The organism is Xanthomonas sp. CPBF 426 (assembly GCF_903989465.1).
GTDB classification, from domain to species: domain Bacteria; phylum Pseudomonadota; class Gammaproteobacteria; order Xanthomonadales; family Xanthomonadaceae; genus Xanthomonas; species Xanthomonas euroxanthea.
The window spans coordinates 1,069,917-1,086,286 of the sequence record NZ_LR861805.1 but is presented as its reverse complement, the minus strand read 5'-3'; the positions used below and the strand labels follow the sequence as shown (position 1 = coordinate 1,086,286).

General features: G+C 68.9%; 16 protein-coding genes. 9 read left to right on the top strand and 7 right to left on the bottom strand.

Annotated features, from left to right (window positions below; genetic code table 11):
• Positions 1-47: 47 nt before the first annotated feature.
• Positions 48-602: a putative Fe-S cluster assembly protein SufT gene (gene sufT / locus H7A87_RS04535; protein ID WP_016900709.1), complete on the bottom strand. Its 555-nt coding sequence runs from the start codon at positions 600-602 to the stop codon at positions 48-50.
• 175 nt (positions 603-777) lie between these two features.
• Here sufT and H7A87_RS04530 point away from each other — a divergent pair, with 175 nt between their 5' ends.
• Complete coding sequence (locus tag H7A87_RS04530; protein ID WP_119129686.1) at positions 778-1,197, top strand: hypothetical protein; 420 nt, start codon at positions 778-780, stop codon at positions 1,195-1,197.
• Between the two features lie 747 nt (positions 1,198-1,944).
• Here H7A87_RS04530 and H7A87_RS04525 read toward each other — a convergent pair.
• A complete protein-coding gene (locus H7A87_RS04525) occupies positions 1,945-3,402 on the bottom strand; it encodes an NAD(P)(+) transhydrogenase (Re/Si-specific) subunit beta (protein WP_119129684.1) in 1,458 nt (485 codons plus the stop codon).
• Complete coding sequence (locus H7A87_RS04520; RefSeq protein ID WP_119129683.1) at positions 3,399-3,704, bottom strand: NAD(P) transhydrogenase subunit alpha; 306 nt, start codon at positions 3,702-3,704, stop codon at positions 3,399-3,401. The genes H7A87_RS04525 and H7A87_RS04520 overlap by 4 nt, the downstream gene beginning before the upstream one ends.
• A 122-nt stretch (positions 3,705-3,826) precedes the next feature.
• Between H7A87_RS04520 and H7A87_RS04515 the strand changes: the two genes are divergently transcribed.
• From H7A87_RS04515 to H7A87_RS04505, 3 genes are read left to right on the top strand one after another with little or no spacing between them, the layout of a single operon-like run.
• The gene (locus H7A87_RS04515; RefSeq protein WP_115676227.1) at positions 3,827-4,390 is read left to right on the top strand and encodes an RNA polymerase sigma factor; all 564 of its coding nucleotides are present in this window, start codon (positions 3,827-3,829) and stop codon (positions 4,388-4,390) included.
• Entirely contained in the window at positions 4,387-4,731 is a 345-nt protein-coding gene (locus H7A87_RS04510; protein WP_119129682.1) for a hypothetical protein, read from the top strand. The genes H7A87_RS04515 and H7A87_RS04510 overlap by 4 nt, the downstream gene beginning before the upstream one ends.
• 5 nt (positions 4,732-4,736) lie before the next feature.
• Positions 4,737-5,228: a DUF3106 domain-containing protein gene (locus H7A87_RS04505; RefSeq protein ID WP_119129681.1), complete on the top strand. Its 492-nt coding sequence runs from the start codon at positions 4,737-4,739 to the stop codon at positions 5,226-5,228.
• Positions 5,229-5,415: 187 nt separating this feature from the next.
• Here the strand turns inward: H7A87_RS04505 and H7A87_RS04500 are convergent, their stop codons facing one another.
• Entirely contained in the window at positions 5,416-6,507 is a 1,092-nt protein-coding gene (locus tag H7A87_RS04500) for an NAD(P) transhydrogenase subunit alpha (RefSeq protein ID WP_119129680.1), read from the bottom strand.
• 119 nt (positions 6,508-6,626) lie between these two features.
• A complete protein-coding gene (locus H7A87_RS04495; RefSeq protein ID WP_119129679.1) occupies positions 6,627-7,226 on the bottom strand; it encodes a TetR/AcrR family transcriptional regulator in 600 nt (199 codons plus the stop codon).
• Positions 7,227-7,351: 125 nt separating this feature from the next.
• On the opposite strand from H7A87_RS04495, the gene H7A87_RS04490 reads away from it, so the two are divergent.
• On the top strand, positions 7,352-8,215 hold the full coding sequence (locus H7A87_RS04490) for an alpha/beta hydrolase (protein ID WP_119129678.1): 864 nt from the start codon (positions 7,352-7,354) through the stop codon (positions 8,213-8,215).
• Positions 8,216-8,373: 158 nt separating this feature from the next.
• Here H7A87_RS04490 and H7A87_RS04485 read toward each other — a convergent pair whose 3' ends face one another.
• Together H7A87_RS04485 and H7A87_RS04480 are read right to left on the bottom strand one after the other, a co-directional pair.
• On the bottom strand, positions 8,374-10,731 hold the full coding sequence (locus H7A87_RS04485; RefSeq protein WP_104585065.1) for a DUF1631 domain-containing protein: 2,358 nt from the start codon (positions 10,729-10,731) through the stop codon (positions 8,374-8,376).
• A gap of 221 nt (positions 10,732-10,952) precedes the next feature.
• Positions 10,953-13,205 carry a DUF1631 family protein gene (locus H7A87_RS04480; RefSeq protein ID WP_119129677.1) on the bottom strand — a complete coding sequence of 751 codons (2,253 nt, stop codon included), beginning with the start codon at positions 13,203-13,205 and terminating at the stop codon, positions 10,953-10,955.
• 130 nt (positions 13,206-13,335) lie between these two features.
• Here H7A87_RS04480 and H7A87_RS04475 point away from each other — a divergent pair, with 130 nt between their 5' ends.
• From H7A87_RS04475 to H7A87_RS04460, 4 genes are read left to right on the top strand one after another with little or no spacing between them, the layout of a single operon-like run.
• On the top strand, positions 13,336-13,911 hold the full coding sequence (locus tag H7A87_RS04475; protein WP_119129676.1) for a nitroreductase: 576 nt from the start codon (positions 13,336-13,338) through the stop codon (positions 13,909-13,911).
• Positions 13,908-14,894 carry a 5'-3' exonuclease H3TH domain-containing protein gene (locus H7A87_RS04470; protein ID WP_115676213.1) on the top strand — a complete coding sequence of 329 codons (987 nt, stop codon included), beginning with the start codon at positions 13,908-13,910 and terminating at the stop codon, positions 14,892-14,894. The genes H7A87_RS04475 and H7A87_RS04470 overlap by 4 nt, the downstream gene beginning before the upstream one ends.
• On the top strand, positions 14,891-15,442 hold the full coding sequence (locus H7A87_RS04465; RefSeq protein WP_005988855.1) for an NUDIX hydrolase: 552 nt from the start codon (positions 14,891-14,893) through the stop codon (positions 15,440-15,442). The genes H7A87_RS04470 and H7A87_RS04465 overlap by 4 nt, the downstream gene beginning before the upstream one ends.
• Positions 15,435-16,220, top strand: coding sequence for an N-formylglutamate amidohydrolase (locus H7A87_RS04460; RefSeq protein ID WP_119129674.1), 786 nt, complete (start codon positions 15,435-15,437; stop codon positions 16,218-16,220). The genes H7A87_RS04465 and H7A87_RS04460 overlap by 8 nt, the downstream gene beginning before the upstream one ends.
• The last annotated feature ends 150 nt before the right edge of the window (positions 16,221-16,370 follow it).

Genomic DNA, 16,370 nt, shown 5'->3' with positions numbered 1-16,370 from the left:
GCGGGCGAAAGGACGCGGCGCCACCTCTTGGACATGGCGCCTGATGATCAGAGCATGCCGGTCTCGAGACGGGCTGCTTCGGACATCATATGCCGGCCCCACGGCGGGTCGAAGACCAGTTCGACGTCGGCTTCGGCAATGGTCGGGATCATTTCCACCTTGCTGCGCACGTCGTCGACCAGGATCTCGCCCATGCCGCAACCGGGGGCGGTGAGGGTCATCTTGACGTCCACCCGGCGCTGATCGTCTTCCTCGCGATGGCTGACCACCGCCTCGTAGACCAGGCCCAGATCGACGATGTTGAACGGGATCTCCGGGTCGAAGCAGGTGCGCAGCTGCTGCCACACCAGCGCCTCCACCTCTTCGTCGCTGGCATCGGCGGGCAGTTCCAGCCCCGGCGGGGCCTCCTTGCCGATCGCATCGCCATCCTTGCCGGCAATGCGGAACAGGTTGCCTTCGACAAAGACGGTATAGCTGCCACCCAGCGCCTGGGTGATATAGCCGTAACTGCCTGCGGGCAGGGTCACCGAATCGCCCTGCGGCACCATGACGGCATCGCAATCGCGTTCGAACTGGACGGGTTCGCTGCTACGGGAATACATGGGCTGGATATGGGGCCGCGGCGGGTGCGCGCAAGTCCGCCATTCTAGCCGACCACGGCAAGGCCGCTGCCGGTTGCCGGATGGAGCCAGCGACGACGCTGCATTCCATCGGCGCGCCCATCACCGCGCAAAGCACGTCGCGCGCCTTATCATGTGCGCACTGTCAGGAGCTCCAATGCCGCCCACCACCGCGTCCGCCAGAACCGCCCACTGGCTCTGGCCCCCGCTCCTGCTGCTGGGATGCGTCACCGCCCTGATCGCCTGGATGCTGATTGCGCTTGCCGCCGGCAACCAGGCCGGCTGGATGGCGGTACTGACGGCCCTGGAAATCGTCTGGATGCTGCGCCTGGGCACGCTGGGCGCCGGCCCGCTACGCACCGGCGTTGCGGTCGCGGCGACCGCGCTGGTCATCGTCGGTGCCAACTGGGGTATCGCCTCGGCACACCTGGGTGGCGCTCTGGGCCTGGACCCGTGGACCTCGGCGCAGAAGATGGGCACCGGGCTGGCCTGGACCCTGCTGCAGCTGGCCAACAACGGTTTCGACCTGCTGTGCTATGCCGCCGCACTGGTCCTGGCGTGGTGGACGGCGCGCTGAGCCAGGCGCGTTTTGTTGCAATCGCCGGCGCACGGATGCGTTGAAGCGGCGGCCGCGCAGCTTCGGGTAACGCTACTGCTACTGGGTGCTATGCGCTTTGTTGCGCTGACGCAGCGATGCCTGGAGAACTGTGCGAGTTGGCTGCAGGGCGCTTTAGCTTGGCTGCAGGGCCCTTGCCCGCCCACCATCGCGGGACACGCCGCAAGTACGTCCTTGTAGGCTCCGGCGCGGCATCCATGCCGCTCAGGGTCCCGCGACGGTGAGCGGGCAAGGGCCAGTCGAGAGGGTCGGTGTGCATGGAAGAGCAGTGCCGGATCCGGATGCACCTTGTTCGATCGTGAAGCATCGGCTCCAGGTCTGCTACACACCGCACGGCAGACAGCTTTTTCAGATGAGGGCCGGCCAACTGTCTGGTGCGGTGTCCTTGCCGGTTGCCGGACCGTGTGGCGGCATGGATGCCGCCACCGAGCCCCCGGGGATGGGTTCACGGCTTGTCCCGCAAGCGGTGAGGGCGCCGCGCCCTCGACTAGCCAGGCTTTTGACTATCTGCAAAAACACCGCTGCGAATCGAAAGCCCGGTGTTTTTCTTAAAGCCCCGCGTCCTGCTCGGGACTGGCTGGACACGGCGAAGAGAGCGACTTGGCGCGGCTGTCCTGCAACGCCGCTACACGGGCCCATGTGCTGAGGACGGCGCCGCTTCCACGCATGACGTCACAGACGCATCCACCTGATCCGTCGCACGAGGCCTCAGTGCCCGCCCCCGTCCAGCGCCTTCAGCTCGCTGACCAGCGCACCGGCCGCTTCCGCGCCATCGCCGTACAGCATGCGGGTGTTGTCGGCGTAGAACAGCGCGTTTTCGATGCCGGCAAAGCCGGTGCCCTTGCCGCGCTTGATCACCACCGTGTTCCTCGAATTGACCACGTCCAGGATCGGCATGCCGTAGATCGGGCTGGCCGGGTCGGTTTTGGCTACCGGGTTGACCACGTCGTTGGCGCCGATCACCAGCGACACATCGGTGCTGGCGAACTCGGGGTTGATGTCGTCCATGTCGGCGATCAGGTCGTAGGGCACGCCGGCTTCGGCCAGCAGCACGTTCATGTGCCCGGGCATGCGCCCGGCGACCGGGTGGATCGCGAACTTCACCTTGACCCCGCGCGCGATCAACCGCTGCGCCAGCTCCCAGATCTTGTGCTGCGCCTGCGCCACCGCCATGCCGTAGCCGGGCACGATCACCACGCGCTCGGCGAACGCCATCATCGCCGCCACGTCGCCGGCCTCGATCGGCTTCTGCGCACCGCCGATCTCCTGTGCCTGGCCGCCGCCACCGAAGTTGGAAAACAGCACGCCGCTGATCGGCCGGTTCATCGCCTTGGCCATCAAGCGGGTCAGCAGGATGCCGGCCGCGCCAACCATCATGCCAGCGATGATCAGCGCCTCGTTGCCCAGCACGTAGCCCTCGAACGCCACCGCCAGGCCGGTGAAGGCGTTGTACAGCGAGATCACCACCGGCATGTCGGCGCCGCCGATCGGCAGCGTCATCAGCACGCCCAGCGCCAGCGCCACCACGAAGAAGGCGACGATCGCCAGCGGCTGCAGACTGCTGGCCGCCCAGATGCCGAGCACCAGCACCGCCAGTGCCACCAGCAGATTGACCGCCTGCTGGCCCGGAAATGTCACCCGGCGGTCGAGCCGGCCATCCAGCTTGGCCCAGGCCACGATCGAGCCGGACAGCGACACCGCGCCGATCGCCGAGCCCACCGCCGCCAGCACCACGGTGGTGGTATCCGGCCGCCGCGCCGCCAGGTCGGCGATGGCCTGTGCGCTCCAGTGGGTGGTGTCGCGGTTGGCGAAGAAGGCAAAGCGCAGCAACTCCACTGCCCCGATCGCCGCCGCCGAGCCGCCGCCCATGCCGTTGTACAAGGCCACCATCTGCGGCATGTCGGTGATGGCGACCTTCCTGGCCGACCACCACGCCACCCCGGTGCCGATCGCCAGCGCGGCCAGGATCAGCGGCACGTTATGCAGTTCGGGCAGGAAGAACGTCGCCACCGTGGCGATCAGCATGCCCAGCCCGGCCCAGCGGATGCCGCTGCGCGCGGTCAGCGGCGAGGCCATGCGTTGCAGCCCGAGCAGGAACAGGGTCGCCGCGACCAGATAGCTGGACTTCGCCAGCCACGCCAGCAACGCGGCGGTGGAGACGTTCATGGCGCGTCCCCGCCCGGCGGCTTCCTGCTGGACCTGAACATGTCCAGCATCCGCTCGGTCACCACGTAACCGCCGGCCGCATTGCCCGCACCCAGCATCACCGCGACAAATCCCAGCGCCTTTTCCAGCGTGGTGTCGGCATGCCCGAGCACCACCATCGCGCCGATCAGCACGATGCCATGGATGAAGTTGGAGCCGGACATCAGCGGGGTATGCAGGATCACCGGCACCCGCGAGATGATCACGTGGCCGGCGATGGCCGCCAGCATGAAGATGTACAGCGCTACGAATCCGTCGCTCATCGTCGTTCGCTCCACTGGCCGGTGTGGCCCGCCGATCATACCCACGCCATGCGTGCCTGGCGCGTGTCAACCGAATCGGCACTCGCCCGTTGACGTCGTATCGTCTCCGCGGAAGCTACGCTGTGCTGGTGGGAACCCCTTTCGATCCGCAACCTGCCGCACCGGCCGCCACCGCGCCGGTTTCGCTGGACGCCTTCCTGGCCGGCATCGGCCCGCGTGCGTTCCGCTTTGCCGAGGCCGGCCTGCGTCACCGCGAGGATGCGCTGGACGCGGTGCAGGACGCCATGGTGAAGCTGCTCGGCTACCGCGAGCGCCCGGCCGCCGAATGGACGCCGCTGTTCTGGAGCATCCTGCGCAGCCGCATCATCGACCTGCAGCGGCGGCGCAGCTTCCGCCTGAAGTTCTGGGCACCGGCCGAGCGCGCCGACGACGAAGGCACCATCGACTGGGCCGACCCCGGCACCGGGCCGGTGGACGAACACCAGCATCAACAGGCCTACCAACGGCTGGTCGAGGCCTTGCGCAGCCTGCCGGCGCGCCAGCGCGAAGCGTTCACGCTGCGGGTGCTGGAAGACCTGGACGTGGCCACCACCGCCAAGGCGATGGGCTGCTCGGAAGGCTCGGTCAAAACCCACCTGTCGCGTGCGCGCGACGCGTTGCAAACACAGTTCGAGGATTTCCTGTGAATCGCTCCCACGACCCGGCCAAGCTGGATGGGCACCTGCGCCAGCTGCATGCCACCGCCCTCACCAGCCTGCCGCCGCAGACCCTGGCGCGCCTGCGCCAAGCCCGTCATGCGGCCGCTCCCACGCGTTCCCGACGCGGTTACTGGTTGCTGGCGACCGCGTGTTCGGGGCTGCTGGCGGTCGGCGTCGGCCTGCAACTGCGTCCGGGCGAGACCGCCTCGCCTGCCTCCCCCCCGACCCAGGCAATGGCCGGCACCACCACCGATACCGACGACATGCTGACCCAGAATCCGGACCTGTACGTCTGGCTGGGGTCCGACACCGCCCTGGCCATGGAATAAGCACGATGACCCGCACCACCCGCCTGTTGTTGACCCTGCTGCTATGCGCGGCGCCCTGCGCCTCCCTGCTGGCCCAGGCCCACTCCCCCGGACCGCCGGGACCGCCACCGCCGGATGGCCCCGGCCCGCGAAGACCCGGCCCGCGCGCGGCAGACACGCCGATGCCCGAGTGGGACAAGCTCACCCCGCAACAGCGGCAGGTGCTGATCGATGCGCTGCGCGAGCGCTGGAACGATGTGCCGGAAGAACGCCCGCGCATGTATCGCCACGCGCGCCGCTGGCTGGACATGACCCCGGAGCAGCGCAAGCAGGCCAAGGCCGGCATGGACCGCTTCCGCAACATGAGCCCCGAGCAGCGTCGCGAGGCCAAGGCCTTGTTCGACCGCATGCGCACGCTCAACCAGCAACAACGCAACGAGCTGCAGCAACGCTGGCAGAAGATGAGCCCGGCCGAGCGCAGCACCTGGTTGCGCGAGCATCCGCCAACCGACGACTGACGGCAGCGTCGCCGCGGCGAGCGCGGCACGCCATCGCACGGGTGCATCCCGGTCCCAGGTGGACGTGCGTGCGGCCACTGTAGGAGCGCGCTGGCCCGCGATGGAGCTTCATCGGTAACGCTCCATCGCGCGCCAGCGCGCTCCTACCCGGAAACGCCGACGCGCAAGGCGCATGGACGCGGCGGGGCTATGCAGTCGCTGTCGCCGACCAGCGTGTCTTGGCCAGCAGTTCGTCGTCCCAGTCGAACGACAGCGCGCCATCCTTGATCAGCAATGCGGCGAACGCGTAGACGTTGCGCGCGAACATGTCGCTGGCGTGCACCGCGCCCTGGCTGGCCAGATCGAGCGGGCCGGCGATCACCACGCCGTCGAGCTCATACGTTTCGCCGGGCCGGGTGGCGGCGCAATTGCCACCGGTCTCCGCGGCCAGATCGACGATCACGCTACCGGCGCGCATGCCGTGCAGCATCTGCATGCTCAGGATCTTCGGCGCCGGCCGGCCGGGCACGGCGGCGGTGCAGACCACCACGTCCACGCCCTTGAGATGGTCGGCAAGACGGCGTTGCTGTTCGGCACGCTCCTCGTCGGTGAGCTGGCGCGCATAACCGCCCTCGCCGGCCGCGCTCACGCCAAGATCCAGGAAGCGCGCGCCCAGCGAGGCGATCTGTTCGCGCGTTTCCGGGCGCACATCGAAGCCTTCGACCTGCGCGCCCAGCCGTTTGGCAGTGGCGATCGCCTGCAGCCCGGCCACGCCCGCACCGATCACCAGCACCTTGCACGGGCGCATGGTGCCGGCGGCCGTGGTCAGCATCGGAAAGAAGCGTGGCGCCAGCTGTGCGGCGATCAGCATCGCCTTGTAGCCCGCCATGCCGGCCTGCGAACTCAAGACGTCCATCGATTGCGCACGCGTGGTGCGCGGCAGCCGCTCCAGCGGGAATGCGATCAATTCATGCCCGGAAAAGGCCTGCGCGCGTGCAGGGTCGGCATCGGGCGAAAGCATGCCGATCAGCACCGTGTGCGGCTTGCACTGCAGCAGGACATCGATCGGCGGTCCCTGCACGCACAGCACCACGTCGGCCTGTCCCAGTGTGTGTGCGCCGGCCAGTTGCGCGCCGGCCTGCTGGTAGGCCGCATCGTCCATGCTGCTGGCGCGTCCGGCGTCCGGCTCGATCCACACGCTGGCGCCAAGCGCGACCAGTTTCCTGATCGTTTCCGGCGTTGCCGCCACGCGGCGCTCGCCGGCCGCCCGTTCTTTCAGCACCAGCACCTGCACAGCCATGGGTTGCTCCGGTCTCGCGCTCCAGTGGCGGCGATGCTAGCAGAGCCACGCACCGCCGCCGGGCGTGCGGACCGGCACGCGGCCAGCCAGGCCATGCCCGCGCAGGTCCGGCCCGTGTTTCAGGGTTCGAGCACGGCGTGCAGCAACGGCGCAAACACCACCTCCGGTGCGAAGGCCAGCAAGGCCGTGTGCTTGCGGTCGATCGCAAGCGAGGCATAGCCATGCACCGCGCTCCAGGCCAGCAGCGTGCGTTGCTGCAGCACGTCCGTGGCTGGGGCATGGCCGTGACGGGCGACCCACTGCGTCCGCACTGTCTCGCGCAGGCTCGCCATCGCCGCATCGCTGGCCTGCACGAGCCGCGGCAGGCTGCGCGAGCTCACCTCCAGCCCCAGCATCAGCCGAAACTGCTGCGGGTAGTCCAGCGCAAACCGCACATACCCCAGGCCACAGCCGAGCAAGGGGTCGGCCAGTGCCTGCTGGGCGGCACGAATGCACGCGAGCATGCGTTCGTAGCCGTCGGCCGCCAGCTCCGCGAGCAATCCGTCCAGCGAACCGAAGTGATGCGCCGGAGCCGCGTGCGAGACACCGGCGCGCCGCGCGCATTCGCGCAAGCTCAACCCACGCACGCCGGATTCGCTCAGCAGCTCCCAGCCGGCGCGCCGCAACGTGGCCGGCAGGTCGCCGTGATGATAGGCAGCAGACGCATCGGTGCGCGACATGGCGGCTTCGTTTTTCGGGATTCCAGTGGAGCAGATCATCTTGACGATGACAAGATCCAACTGCAGACTCGCCCATCTTGTCACCAGCAAGATACAGCGCTTCCTCCTCCACAAGGATCCTTCCCATGAGCGCGTCCATCGCCAAACTGCGTCTCCGGATGCTTCGCGGTGTGCTGGCCGGCGCCAGCCGCCTGGCCCCTGGCCCGACCGGGCGCTATCTGGCGCGCCGTTTCGTGACACCTGCGCGTGCAGGGCGGCAACAGGCGGCCGCCCTCGCGGCAACCTTGACCGACGTGCAACGCCAGACGCTGCACATCGACGGGTTCGACATTGCGGTGTACCAGTGGGGCGAGCTGAGCCAGCAGCCGTATGTGCTGCTGTCGCATGGCTGGTCCAGTTACGGGCTGCGTTTTGCTGCATGGGTGCCGCAGCTGCGCGCACTCGGCTACGCGGTGCTGGCGTTCGATCAGGCCGCGCATGGCCTGAGCGGCGGACAGATCAGCAACATGCCGCATTTCGTGCAGGTCCTGCGCCAGATCGGCAGCCGTTTCGGCCGCCCTGCCGCCTTCATCGGGCACTCGATCGGCGCGGCAGCGGCGGTGTTTGCCAACGACCCGGCATGGCGGCCCGAGCGCTACGTGCTGATCGCGCCACTGGTCGAACCCAGCGCCAGTGCGCACCGCCAGTTTCGTGCCTCGGGGATCGCACCCGCCGCGTTTGCGCCATTCGAAAACTGGCTGTGCCAGCTCACCGGCCTGCGTTTTGCCGATCTCGACGCGAGCCTGCACCTGCCACAGTTGGATCGCCCGGCGCTGGTCATCCATGACCGCCGCGACCGCGAGACGCCGTGGGAGGAAGGCGCGCGCTTTGCCGCATTGTGGCCGGGCGCGCAGCTGTTCAGTACCGAGGGCCTGGGCCATAACCGCCTGGTCGATCACGCTTCGGTAATGGCGCGGGCGCTGGAGTTCATCGGCCCGGCAGCGCGGTAACTGCGCGCGCGTTGTGCCGCAGGCGCGTGCTGCGGTGGTGCGATGCCCCCGGCACACATGCTGGACGAAGCCTCGCTTGCGCCGGTTGCGGTGCGCTGCATCGCAATCGTACGGCCCTGTGCTGATCAACCACGACGCGGCAACGCGGTGACTGCCGCTCAGTGCACCGTGCTGTTATGCAGCGGATCCAGCCGATCGATCACGCCCTGCATCGCGCTGTCGAACGCGCCATCGTTGATGTGTTCGCGCAGCCGGCCCAGGCGCACCATCACCGCCAGTTCCTCCGGCGAGGCGACGCAGAAGCGCACGCCGCGGCGATTGACGAACAGCAACCGCTGCGAGATCGGGCTCACCCACGACAGCTTGCCCGCCTGCACCTTGCCGTCCTTGTCGACGAAATCCAGCCAGGTGCCGATATCCATCGCGCGAAAACGCTCGGCATCGGCGCTGTCGATGCTCTGCGCCACCGCTTCGGCGCCAAGCACCACGCTGACGCTTTCGGCAGCCGGCGGCGGCAGATTGACCTGCGGCAGCTCCGGCAAGGCCTTTTCCAGCTCCGGACGCGCTTCGGCGATCGCCTGCAGGGTGTCGTGCAGCGCGCTGATCGCCACCACCACCGCATCACCGTGCAGGCCGATGCTGGCGAACACGCGATGCAGGGCCGGCTGCCAGACCTGCAGCCACGGCTTGCCGACGATGTGGCGACGTGCCTCGGCCAGTTCTTCGAGCACGCCGTCGGCCAGGGCGAGGGCCTCGAGGGTGCCGGGACCTTCGTCGCCGTCGCGCAGGATCGCCATGGTCAGGTGGTGCAGCCACGGCTGACGCAGGAAATCCTCCACTGCCCTGGGCAGCGGCGTGCCGGCCTGGGTGCGCTGTTCCAGCTCCGACAGCGCGCGGCTGCGCGCCAGCTCGAGCTTTTCCTGGCCCCGCTGGGTTTCGGTGGCGCGGCGCTCGGCGATCTCCACCCGGCGCCGGTGCTGGGACAGGAAATCGCGGAATTCCTCTTCCAGGGTCATGAAGATCGCCAGGTTCTCGTTGAACTCGGCCACCAGGCGGTCGACGATTTCCTCGACCTTGCCCATCAGCACGCGCTCGGCGGCGCTGTCGCCGTTGTTGCCTTCGCAGGCCTCGGCCAGCGAGTTGAGCAGGCGCCGCGCAGGATGGGTCTTCTGCACGAACATCTTGCGGTCCAGTAGCGCGACCTTGACGAAGGGCACCACCAGGCGGCCGATCATTTCGCGCGAGCGGTTTTCCAGGTCGCGTTCGTCCAGCATCACGTCGAACAGCATGCCGACCAGATCGATCGCATCCTCGTCCATCGGGTCCAGGCGCGCGGTGGCCGGATCCACGCCCAGCCGGGTCGCGCTGGACAGCACTTCGTTCTTCAGCCGTTGGGCCAGCGATTCGGTGTCGTCGCCGATGGCCGCCTGCAGCGTCGCGCTCGGCGTGGCCTGCAGCAACGACAGCACCGACATCATTTCGCGCTGGCTCAGCGGGCGTTGCTGGCCCACCGCCACCGAGGCGGCAGAGGCGGCGTTGTCGCGCACGCTGCGGGTCTGCTGCAGCAGTTCGTGCAGCGCCTCCAGCAGCATGCCCTGGCTCCCGCCGGGATGATCGGCCTCGCCACCGTCCATGCCGCCCGCACCGCCGCCGTCGGCCTGGCCACGCTGGGCGGCAGCCTGCATGCGGCCGCGGCTATGCGCCCAGCGGTCCAGAAAACGGTTGGCCCAGGCCGGTGCGTACTGGTCATTGAGATCGTCGCCGCCCATCTGCGCAGCAGCGCCCTGGGCCTCGGCCTGGGCGCGCTCTTCGGGCGTCTCGCCCCGGGGCTGTGCGCGCGGCGGCGGGCGCTTGGGCTGGGAGATCTCCGGCATGACGCCGGCCTTGGCCAGCGTCTCGTCCAGACGAGCATACAGCTTGCCGATCGACTCGGCCAGGTCGCGCTCGCACAGCTTGATCAGCACCAGGCGCACTTCCGGCGCCAGGTCGCAGGTGGCGAAGGCTTCGTGGATCGCCACGCCCAGATGTTCCGGACCCAGCGGATTGGTATCGGCCACCAGCTCCAGGCCGCCGGCAATCCAGCCCAGGCGGCGGTCCACCCGCGCCAGCACCTGCTTGAAGTCGCGCAGCAGCACGGTGGCCAGATTGCGCACCGCCAGCCGCGACTCGAGCACGTGTTCGGGCACCAGGCTCAGCGGGCCGGTGCCGATGTCCCCTGCCAGGACCACCTCGGCCGACAAGGGCTCGCCCAGCAGCAGCGCCTGCCAGCCGTCGTCCAGCTGCTGGCGGAACTGCGTGGTCACCTCGTCGCGCTTGCGGCGCAACTCGCGCATGCCATCGAGAAACAGCAGCTGCGATGCGCCGGCGGACTCGGCGCGATCGAACAGCACATCGTCAAAGTGTGCGACGGCAGCTGCGAACACCTGCGCGAGTGGGGGCACGAACACGGCGTGCGCCTGTTCGAGCAAGCGTTGGTCACGGCCCGGATGTCCCGACGGACTGGGCTGAAAAGTCATGCGCAAAGGCTCCCCGCCCCTGCAGGCGTGAAAATATTCAAACGAGAAACAGCAGACGCGGCCCCAAATTCCGCCACCGCATGGTAGGCGTTTCGCTCGTTTGTTAAGTGTGACACCGTTCGCACTTTACTCGTGACCGCCCAAGGTTTGCGTGTCAAGCCAACATCCTAGCTGCATCGTTGCGGTGGCGCTTGCCCACGCGCGTTCATCGCCTGCGGGGGTTAAGGCTCCAGCCTGTACGGCCGCTCCAGCGTATCGACCACGTCCTGCATCGCGCCGTAGAACGCATCGTCGTCGCGATGCAGGCCCAGCCGGTCCAGCCGCGCCATCATCGCCAGCTCCTCCGGCCAGGACACGCACAACCGCCCGCCGCGCCGGGTGACGAACATCAGCCGCCCGGAAATCGGGCTGATCCACGACAGCTTGCCGGCCTGCGCACGGCCCTGCCGGTCGATGAAGTCCAGGCAGGTGCCGACCGGCATGGCACGGAAGAAATCGGCGGTGACGCGATCGAATGCCACCTGCGCGCTGGCGTCCAGCATCGGGGTCAGCGGCGCGCCGACCGGGTCGGCCGGAGCGGGGCTCGGGGGCAGCGCGGCCAGGGTTGGCGCGCGCAGGACCGGATCGGGCGGCCCGGTCACCGCGACCGGGGGCGTGGACACCAGCGCATGCTGCAACTCCTGCACGGCCCGCCCGGCCTCGCATGGCGCCAGCCCGGCCAGGGCGAAGGCCTGCAGCAGCTGCGCGCGCTGCGCCTCCAGCGCCGTGTCGCCAGGGGCAGCCGTCAGTTGCGCCAGTACCGCATCGCCCAGGGCCACAGCGGCCTCCAGCGCCGGGCCGCCGCCGTCGCCGCGCAACGCCGCCTGTTGCACATACGGCTGCCAGACGCGGCCGAGAAAATGCGCCACCAGCGGCGGCAGCGGCCCACGCGCCAGGCGTTCGGCCAGCGCCTGCGCGGCGGCGCGGCGTGCGCGCTCGCGGCGCTCTTCGGCGTGCTGCAATTCGTTGGCACGGCGCTCGGCGATCTCCACCCGACGGCGGTAGTGCGCGTAACTGGCACCGAACTCGGCTTCCAGCGTCAGAAACACCCCCGGATGCTCGTCGAAATCACGCACGAGCGTATCGACCACCGCCTGCACCTGGTCGAGCAAGGCCTGTTCTGCCGCGGTTTCGCCGGCATTGCCGTCGCAGGCCTCCACCAACAGGTTGAGCAGGCGACGCGCCGGGTGGCCATCGCGCACGAACAGGAGGCCGTCCAGCATCGCCAGCTTGGCCATCGGCACCAGCAACTGGCCGAGCACACTGCGCTGCGCATCGGACAGATGGCTTTGCACCAGGATCGCGGTGAACAGCAGGGCCACCAGATCCAGCGCGTCGTCGTCGTCGGGGTTCAGGCAGGTGGTGGCCGGATCCACGCCAAGCGCGGCAGCGGCACGCCTGACCTGCTGGCGCAGGCCACGCGCCAGGCCCAGGCCGGTGCCGTCGATGGCGTCGAAACCGGCCGCAGGCATGGTCTGCAGCAGCGACAGCGCCGAGACCACCTCGCGCGGCGACAGCAGACGCCGCGCGGCAAAGGCGGGCGTATCGATATCCGCATCGGGTTCGCGTTGGCGGCGTGCATGCTGCAGCAACTGGTGCAGGCCCGCCGGCAGCAGCGCGCGGCCGCTGCGCAGATGCACGTCGATCGCCCCGCCGCCGGCCAACGCCCCCTGCCCGCCCGACCAGCCGGCAAAGAAGCGCGCAATCCAGTCCGGCGTCTCGGCGGCCTGCGCGCCTGCGCCGTCGTCCTGGCGCGGAATGCCACGCCGCCGGCTGCGTGGCTGCGGCAGCTCGCGCAAGCGCGCCACCTGCACCAGCGCCTGTTCCAGCGCGCCATAGCGCTGGCCGATGCGTTCCATCAGGTGCTGCTCGCAGACCTTGATCACCGCCAGATGCGCCTTCGGCGCCAGCGGCACTCCCTGAAAGGCCTCGTACAAGGCCACGCCCAGATGCTCCGGCCCGAACGGATTGCTGTCGCCGTCGATACGCAGCCCGCCGGCAATGAAGCCGAGATAGCGATTGAGCCGCATCAGCTCCGGGCGCCACTGGTGCTGCAGCGCGCCGGCCAGATTGCGCACCGCCAGGCGCACCTCCAGATCCTGCTCGGGCAGCAGGGTCAGCCCGGCCGCACCGCGTCCCAGGCTGCGATCGGCCGACAACGGCCGCCCGGCTTCCAGCCCCTGCCAGGCCTTGGCCAGATGCCCGCGAAAACGCGCAGTGATCGGCTCGCGCTGCTGCCGCACCGCCTGGATCGCTTCCAGGAAGTCGTTCTGGGCCGTGCCGGCATCGGCCGCCAGCCGGAACAGTGCCTCGGCCAATGCATCCTGGAATTGGACAAAGGCATCGGCCAGCGGCACCAGCACGATCTCGCGTACCTGATCGAGCAGCTGCGGGTTGCGGCTGGGAAGCACGGGGGTGGACACGAACTGGGTCATCGGGCAGCGCACAGGACGAACACGGAAGGGATGTCACGACCGGGCCGACCTCGGCCCGCCGCCCATGATGCGGCGGACGTTGGGAAGGGCCCGTCTATACTTGCCCGCATCCTCGCCTCGACCCGAAATTATGCACGCACCGTATTCGCTCCAGGCGCTGGACGCGCGCCGCTCGGTCCCCTCCAAACAGCTGGGCGAACCCGGCCCGGATGACGACACCTTGCTGCGCATGCTCGCCTCGGCAGTGCGCGTGCCCGACCACGGCAAGCTGGTGCCGTTCCGCTTTCTGCGCATCAGCGGTGACGCACGCCAGGCACTGGGCGATTTCCTGGCCGAGCGCACCCAGGCCGCCGACCCGCTGGCGCCGCCCGCAGCAGTGGAAAAAGACCGCAACCGTTTCAATGATGCGCCGCTGGTGGTCGTGGTGATCGCCACACTGCGCCCCGGGCACAAGGTGCCCGAGCAGGAACAGCTGCTCACCGCCGGCTGCGTGTGTTTCGCGCTGCTGCAGGCCGCGCAGGCGCATGGCTTCGGCGCGCAGTGGCTGACCGCATGGATGGCCTACGACCCGGCGGTGACCGGCTATCTGGGCCTGGAGCAGAACGAGCGCATCGCCGGTTTCATCCATATCGGCACCCCGCGCATGCAGGTGCCCGAGCGCGAGCGCCCGGACCCGCGTGCGCTGCTGCGCGACTGGGCCCCGTGACCACGCACACCCCCACGCTTGCGGGCGCGCCCCTGGCGGTCACTCGCCCGACCCCGCTGTATCTGGTCGATGCCAGCCTGTACGTGTTCCGCGCCTGGCATTCGATCCCGGATGAATTCCAGGATGCGCAGGGCTGGCCGACCAATGCCGTGCACGGCTTCGCCCGTTTCCTGCTCGACCTGCTCGAGCGCGAGGACCCCGCGCACATCACCATCGCCTTCGACGAGGCGCTGGACAGCTGTTTTCGGCATGCGATCTACCCGGCCTACAAGGGCAATCGCACCCCGGCACCGGATGCGTTGCGGCGCCAGTTCGCGCATTGCAAGGCGCTGTGCGCCGCGCTGGGCCTGAGCGTGCTGGCGCACCGCGATTACGAGGCCGACGATCTGATCGGCAGTGCCTTGCACAGCGTGCGTGCGCACGGCCTGCGCGGGGTGATCGTGTCGGCCGACAAGGACCTGTCGCAGCTGCTGCTCGAGCACGACGAACAGTGGGATTACGCGCGAAACCTGCGCTGGGGCATGGACGGGGTCAAGGCGCGCCACGGCGTGCATGCGCACCAGATCGCCGACTACCTGGCGCTGTGCGGCGATGCGATCGACAACATTCCCGGCGTCACCGGCATCGGTGCCAAATCGGCGGCGGTCCTGCTGTCGCATTTCGGCAGCCTGGATGCGTTGCTGGAACGCATCGACGAGATTCCGTTCCTGCGCCTGCGCGGCGCGGCGCAGATGGCCGCGCGCCTGCGCGAGCAACGCGAACACGCATTGCTGTGGCGCCAGCTCACCACCATCGCCCTTGACGCGCCATTGGCGCTGACCGCTGCCGGTTTCACGCGCACGCAAGCCGATACGGACATGCTGGGCGGATTGTGCGAGAGCCTGCGCTTCGGCCCGCTCACCCGGCGCCGGTTGCTGGCCGCGTGCAGTGGCGCGCCGGCACCGCGCACTCCCGTTTCCCTGGAACAAGGTCTGCATCCATGAACCGACACGATACCCCGCCCACCGTGGTCTACGAAGGCAAGTACCAGCGCATGGTCGTGCGGGGCACCTGGGAATATTCCGAGCGCGTGCATGCCGGCGGCCTGGCCGCGATCATCGTGGCGGTGACCCCGGACGATGCGATGTTGTTCGTCGAACAGTTCCGCGTGCCGCTGCAGGCACGCACCATCGAAATGCCGGCCGGCCTGGTCGGCGACGTGCATGCCGACGAGTCGATCGAGCTGTCGGCCATTCGCGAGCTGGAAGAAGAAACCGGCTGGACCGCCGAGCACGCCGAAGTGCTGATGATCGGCCCCACTTCGGCCGGCGCCAGCAGCGAGAAGATCGCCTTCGTGCGCGCCACCGGCCTGCGCAAGGTCGGCGCGGGCGGCGGCGATGCCAGCGAGGACATCACCGTGCACGAGATCCCGCGCGCGCAGGTCGGCGCCTGGCTGGTGCAGAAGATGGCCGAGGGCTACCAGATGGATCCCAAGCTGTGGGCCGGGCTGTATCTGGTCGATCACGCACTGGACGGCACCCCGCGTGGCTGAAGCGACCGCTGACCGCCTGCTGGGCGCCGACGATCCGGCAGCCTTCAGCGTGCACAACCCGCAGGCCGCCTCGCCGTGGCTGTTGATCGCCGACCACGCCGGTCAACGCGTGCCGGCGCGGCTGGCCAATCTCGGCCTGCCGCAGCATGCGCTGGACCGCCATATCGGCTGGGATATCGGCATCGCCGGGGTCACCCGCCTGCTGGCCGACGCGCTGGATGCCATCGCCATCGCGCAGACCTATTCGCGCCTGGTGATCGACTGCAATCGCCCGCACGGTTCGGCCACGCTGATGCCCGAGGTCAGCGACGGCACCCCGATTCCCGGCAACCTGCAGCTGTCGGCCGACGCGCGGCAGCAACGCATCGACGAGATCTTCGCGCCGTACCACGCGCGCATTGCGGCGGAGCTGGATGCGCGTGCACAGCGCAGTCAACCGACCGTGCTGGTGTCGATGCACAGCTTCACACCGATCATGGCCGGCAATGCGCGGCCCTGGCATGCCGGCGTGCTGTACAACCGCGACACCCGGCTGGCGCACCGGCTGCTGCAGGCCTTGCGCGAGGAGCCGGATCTGGTGGTCGGCGACAACCAGCCGTATGCGGTCAGCGACAGCAGCGACTACGCGATTCCGGTCTACGGCGAAGGCCGCGGCCTGCTGCATGTGGAGCTGGAGATCCGCCAGGACCTGATCGCCGACGCGACCGGCCAGCAGGCCTGGGCACGGCGACTGGCACGCATCCTGCCGCCACTGGCACAGGCATTGCTGCCGCCCTGAAACCGACAATCACGGTAGGAGCGCGCTTGCGCGCGATGGGGCGTCATCGGTAACGCCTTATCGCGCGCAGGCGCGCTCCTACGGGGCATGCGGCGGCGGCGCTGATCCGCAGCCTCGGTGACGACGGTTGCCTCGTAGGAGCGCACCCGG

Excerpts from the sequence above, each read along its gene's own strand:
- H7A87_RS04465 (WP_005988855.1), top strand. The coding sequence starts at position 14,891 with ATGAACCGACACGATACCCCGCCCACCGTGGTCTACGAAGGCAAGTAC.
- H7A87_RS04495 (WP_119129679.1), bottom strand. The coding sequence starts at position 7,226 with ATGTCGCGCACCGATGCGTCTGCTGCCTATCATCACGGCGACCTGCCG.
- H7A87_RS04505 (WP_119129681.1), top strand. The coding sequence starts at position 4,737 with ATGACCCGCACCACCCGCCTGTTGTTGACCCTGCTGCTATGCGCGGCG.
- H7A87_RS04530 (WP_119129686.1), top strand. The coding sequence starts at position 778 with ATGCCGCCCACCACCGCGTCCGCCAGAACCGCCCACTGGCTCTGGCCC.
- H7A87_RS04500 (WP_119129680.1), bottom strand. The coding sequence starts at position 6,507 with ATGGCTGTGCAGGTGCTGGTGCTGAAAGAACGGGCGGCCGGCGAGCGC.
- H7A87_RS04520 (WP_119129683.1), bottom strand. The coding sequence starts at position 3,704 with ATGAGCGACGGATTCGTAGCGCTGTACATCTTCATGCTGGCGGCCATC.
- sufT (WP_016900709.1), bottom strand. The coding sequence starts at position 602 with ATGTATTCCCGTAGCAGCGAACCCGTCCAGTTCGAACGCGATTGCGAT.
- H7A87_RS04490 (WP_119129678.1), top strand. The coding sequence starts at position 7,352 with ATGAGCGCGTCCATCGCCAAACTGCGTCTCCGGATGCTTCGCGGTGTG.
- H7A87_RS04485 (WP_104585065.1), bottom strand. The coding sequence starts at position 10,731 with ATGACTTTTCAGCCCAGTCCGTCGGGACATCCGGGCCGTGACCAACGC.
- H7A87_RS04480 (WP_119129677.1), bottom strand. The coding sequence starts at position 13,205 with ATGACCCAGTTCGTGTCCACCCCCGTGCTTCCCAGCCGCAACCCGCAG.
- H7A87_RS04525 (WP_119129684.1), bottom strand. The coding sequence starts at position 3,402 with ATGAACGTCTCCACCGCCGCGTTGCTGGCGTGGCTGGCGAAGTCCAGC.
- H7A87_RS04475 (WP_119129676.1), top strand. The coding sequence starts at position 13,336 with ATGCACGCACCGTATTCGCTCCAGGCGCTGGACGCGCGCCGCTCGGTC.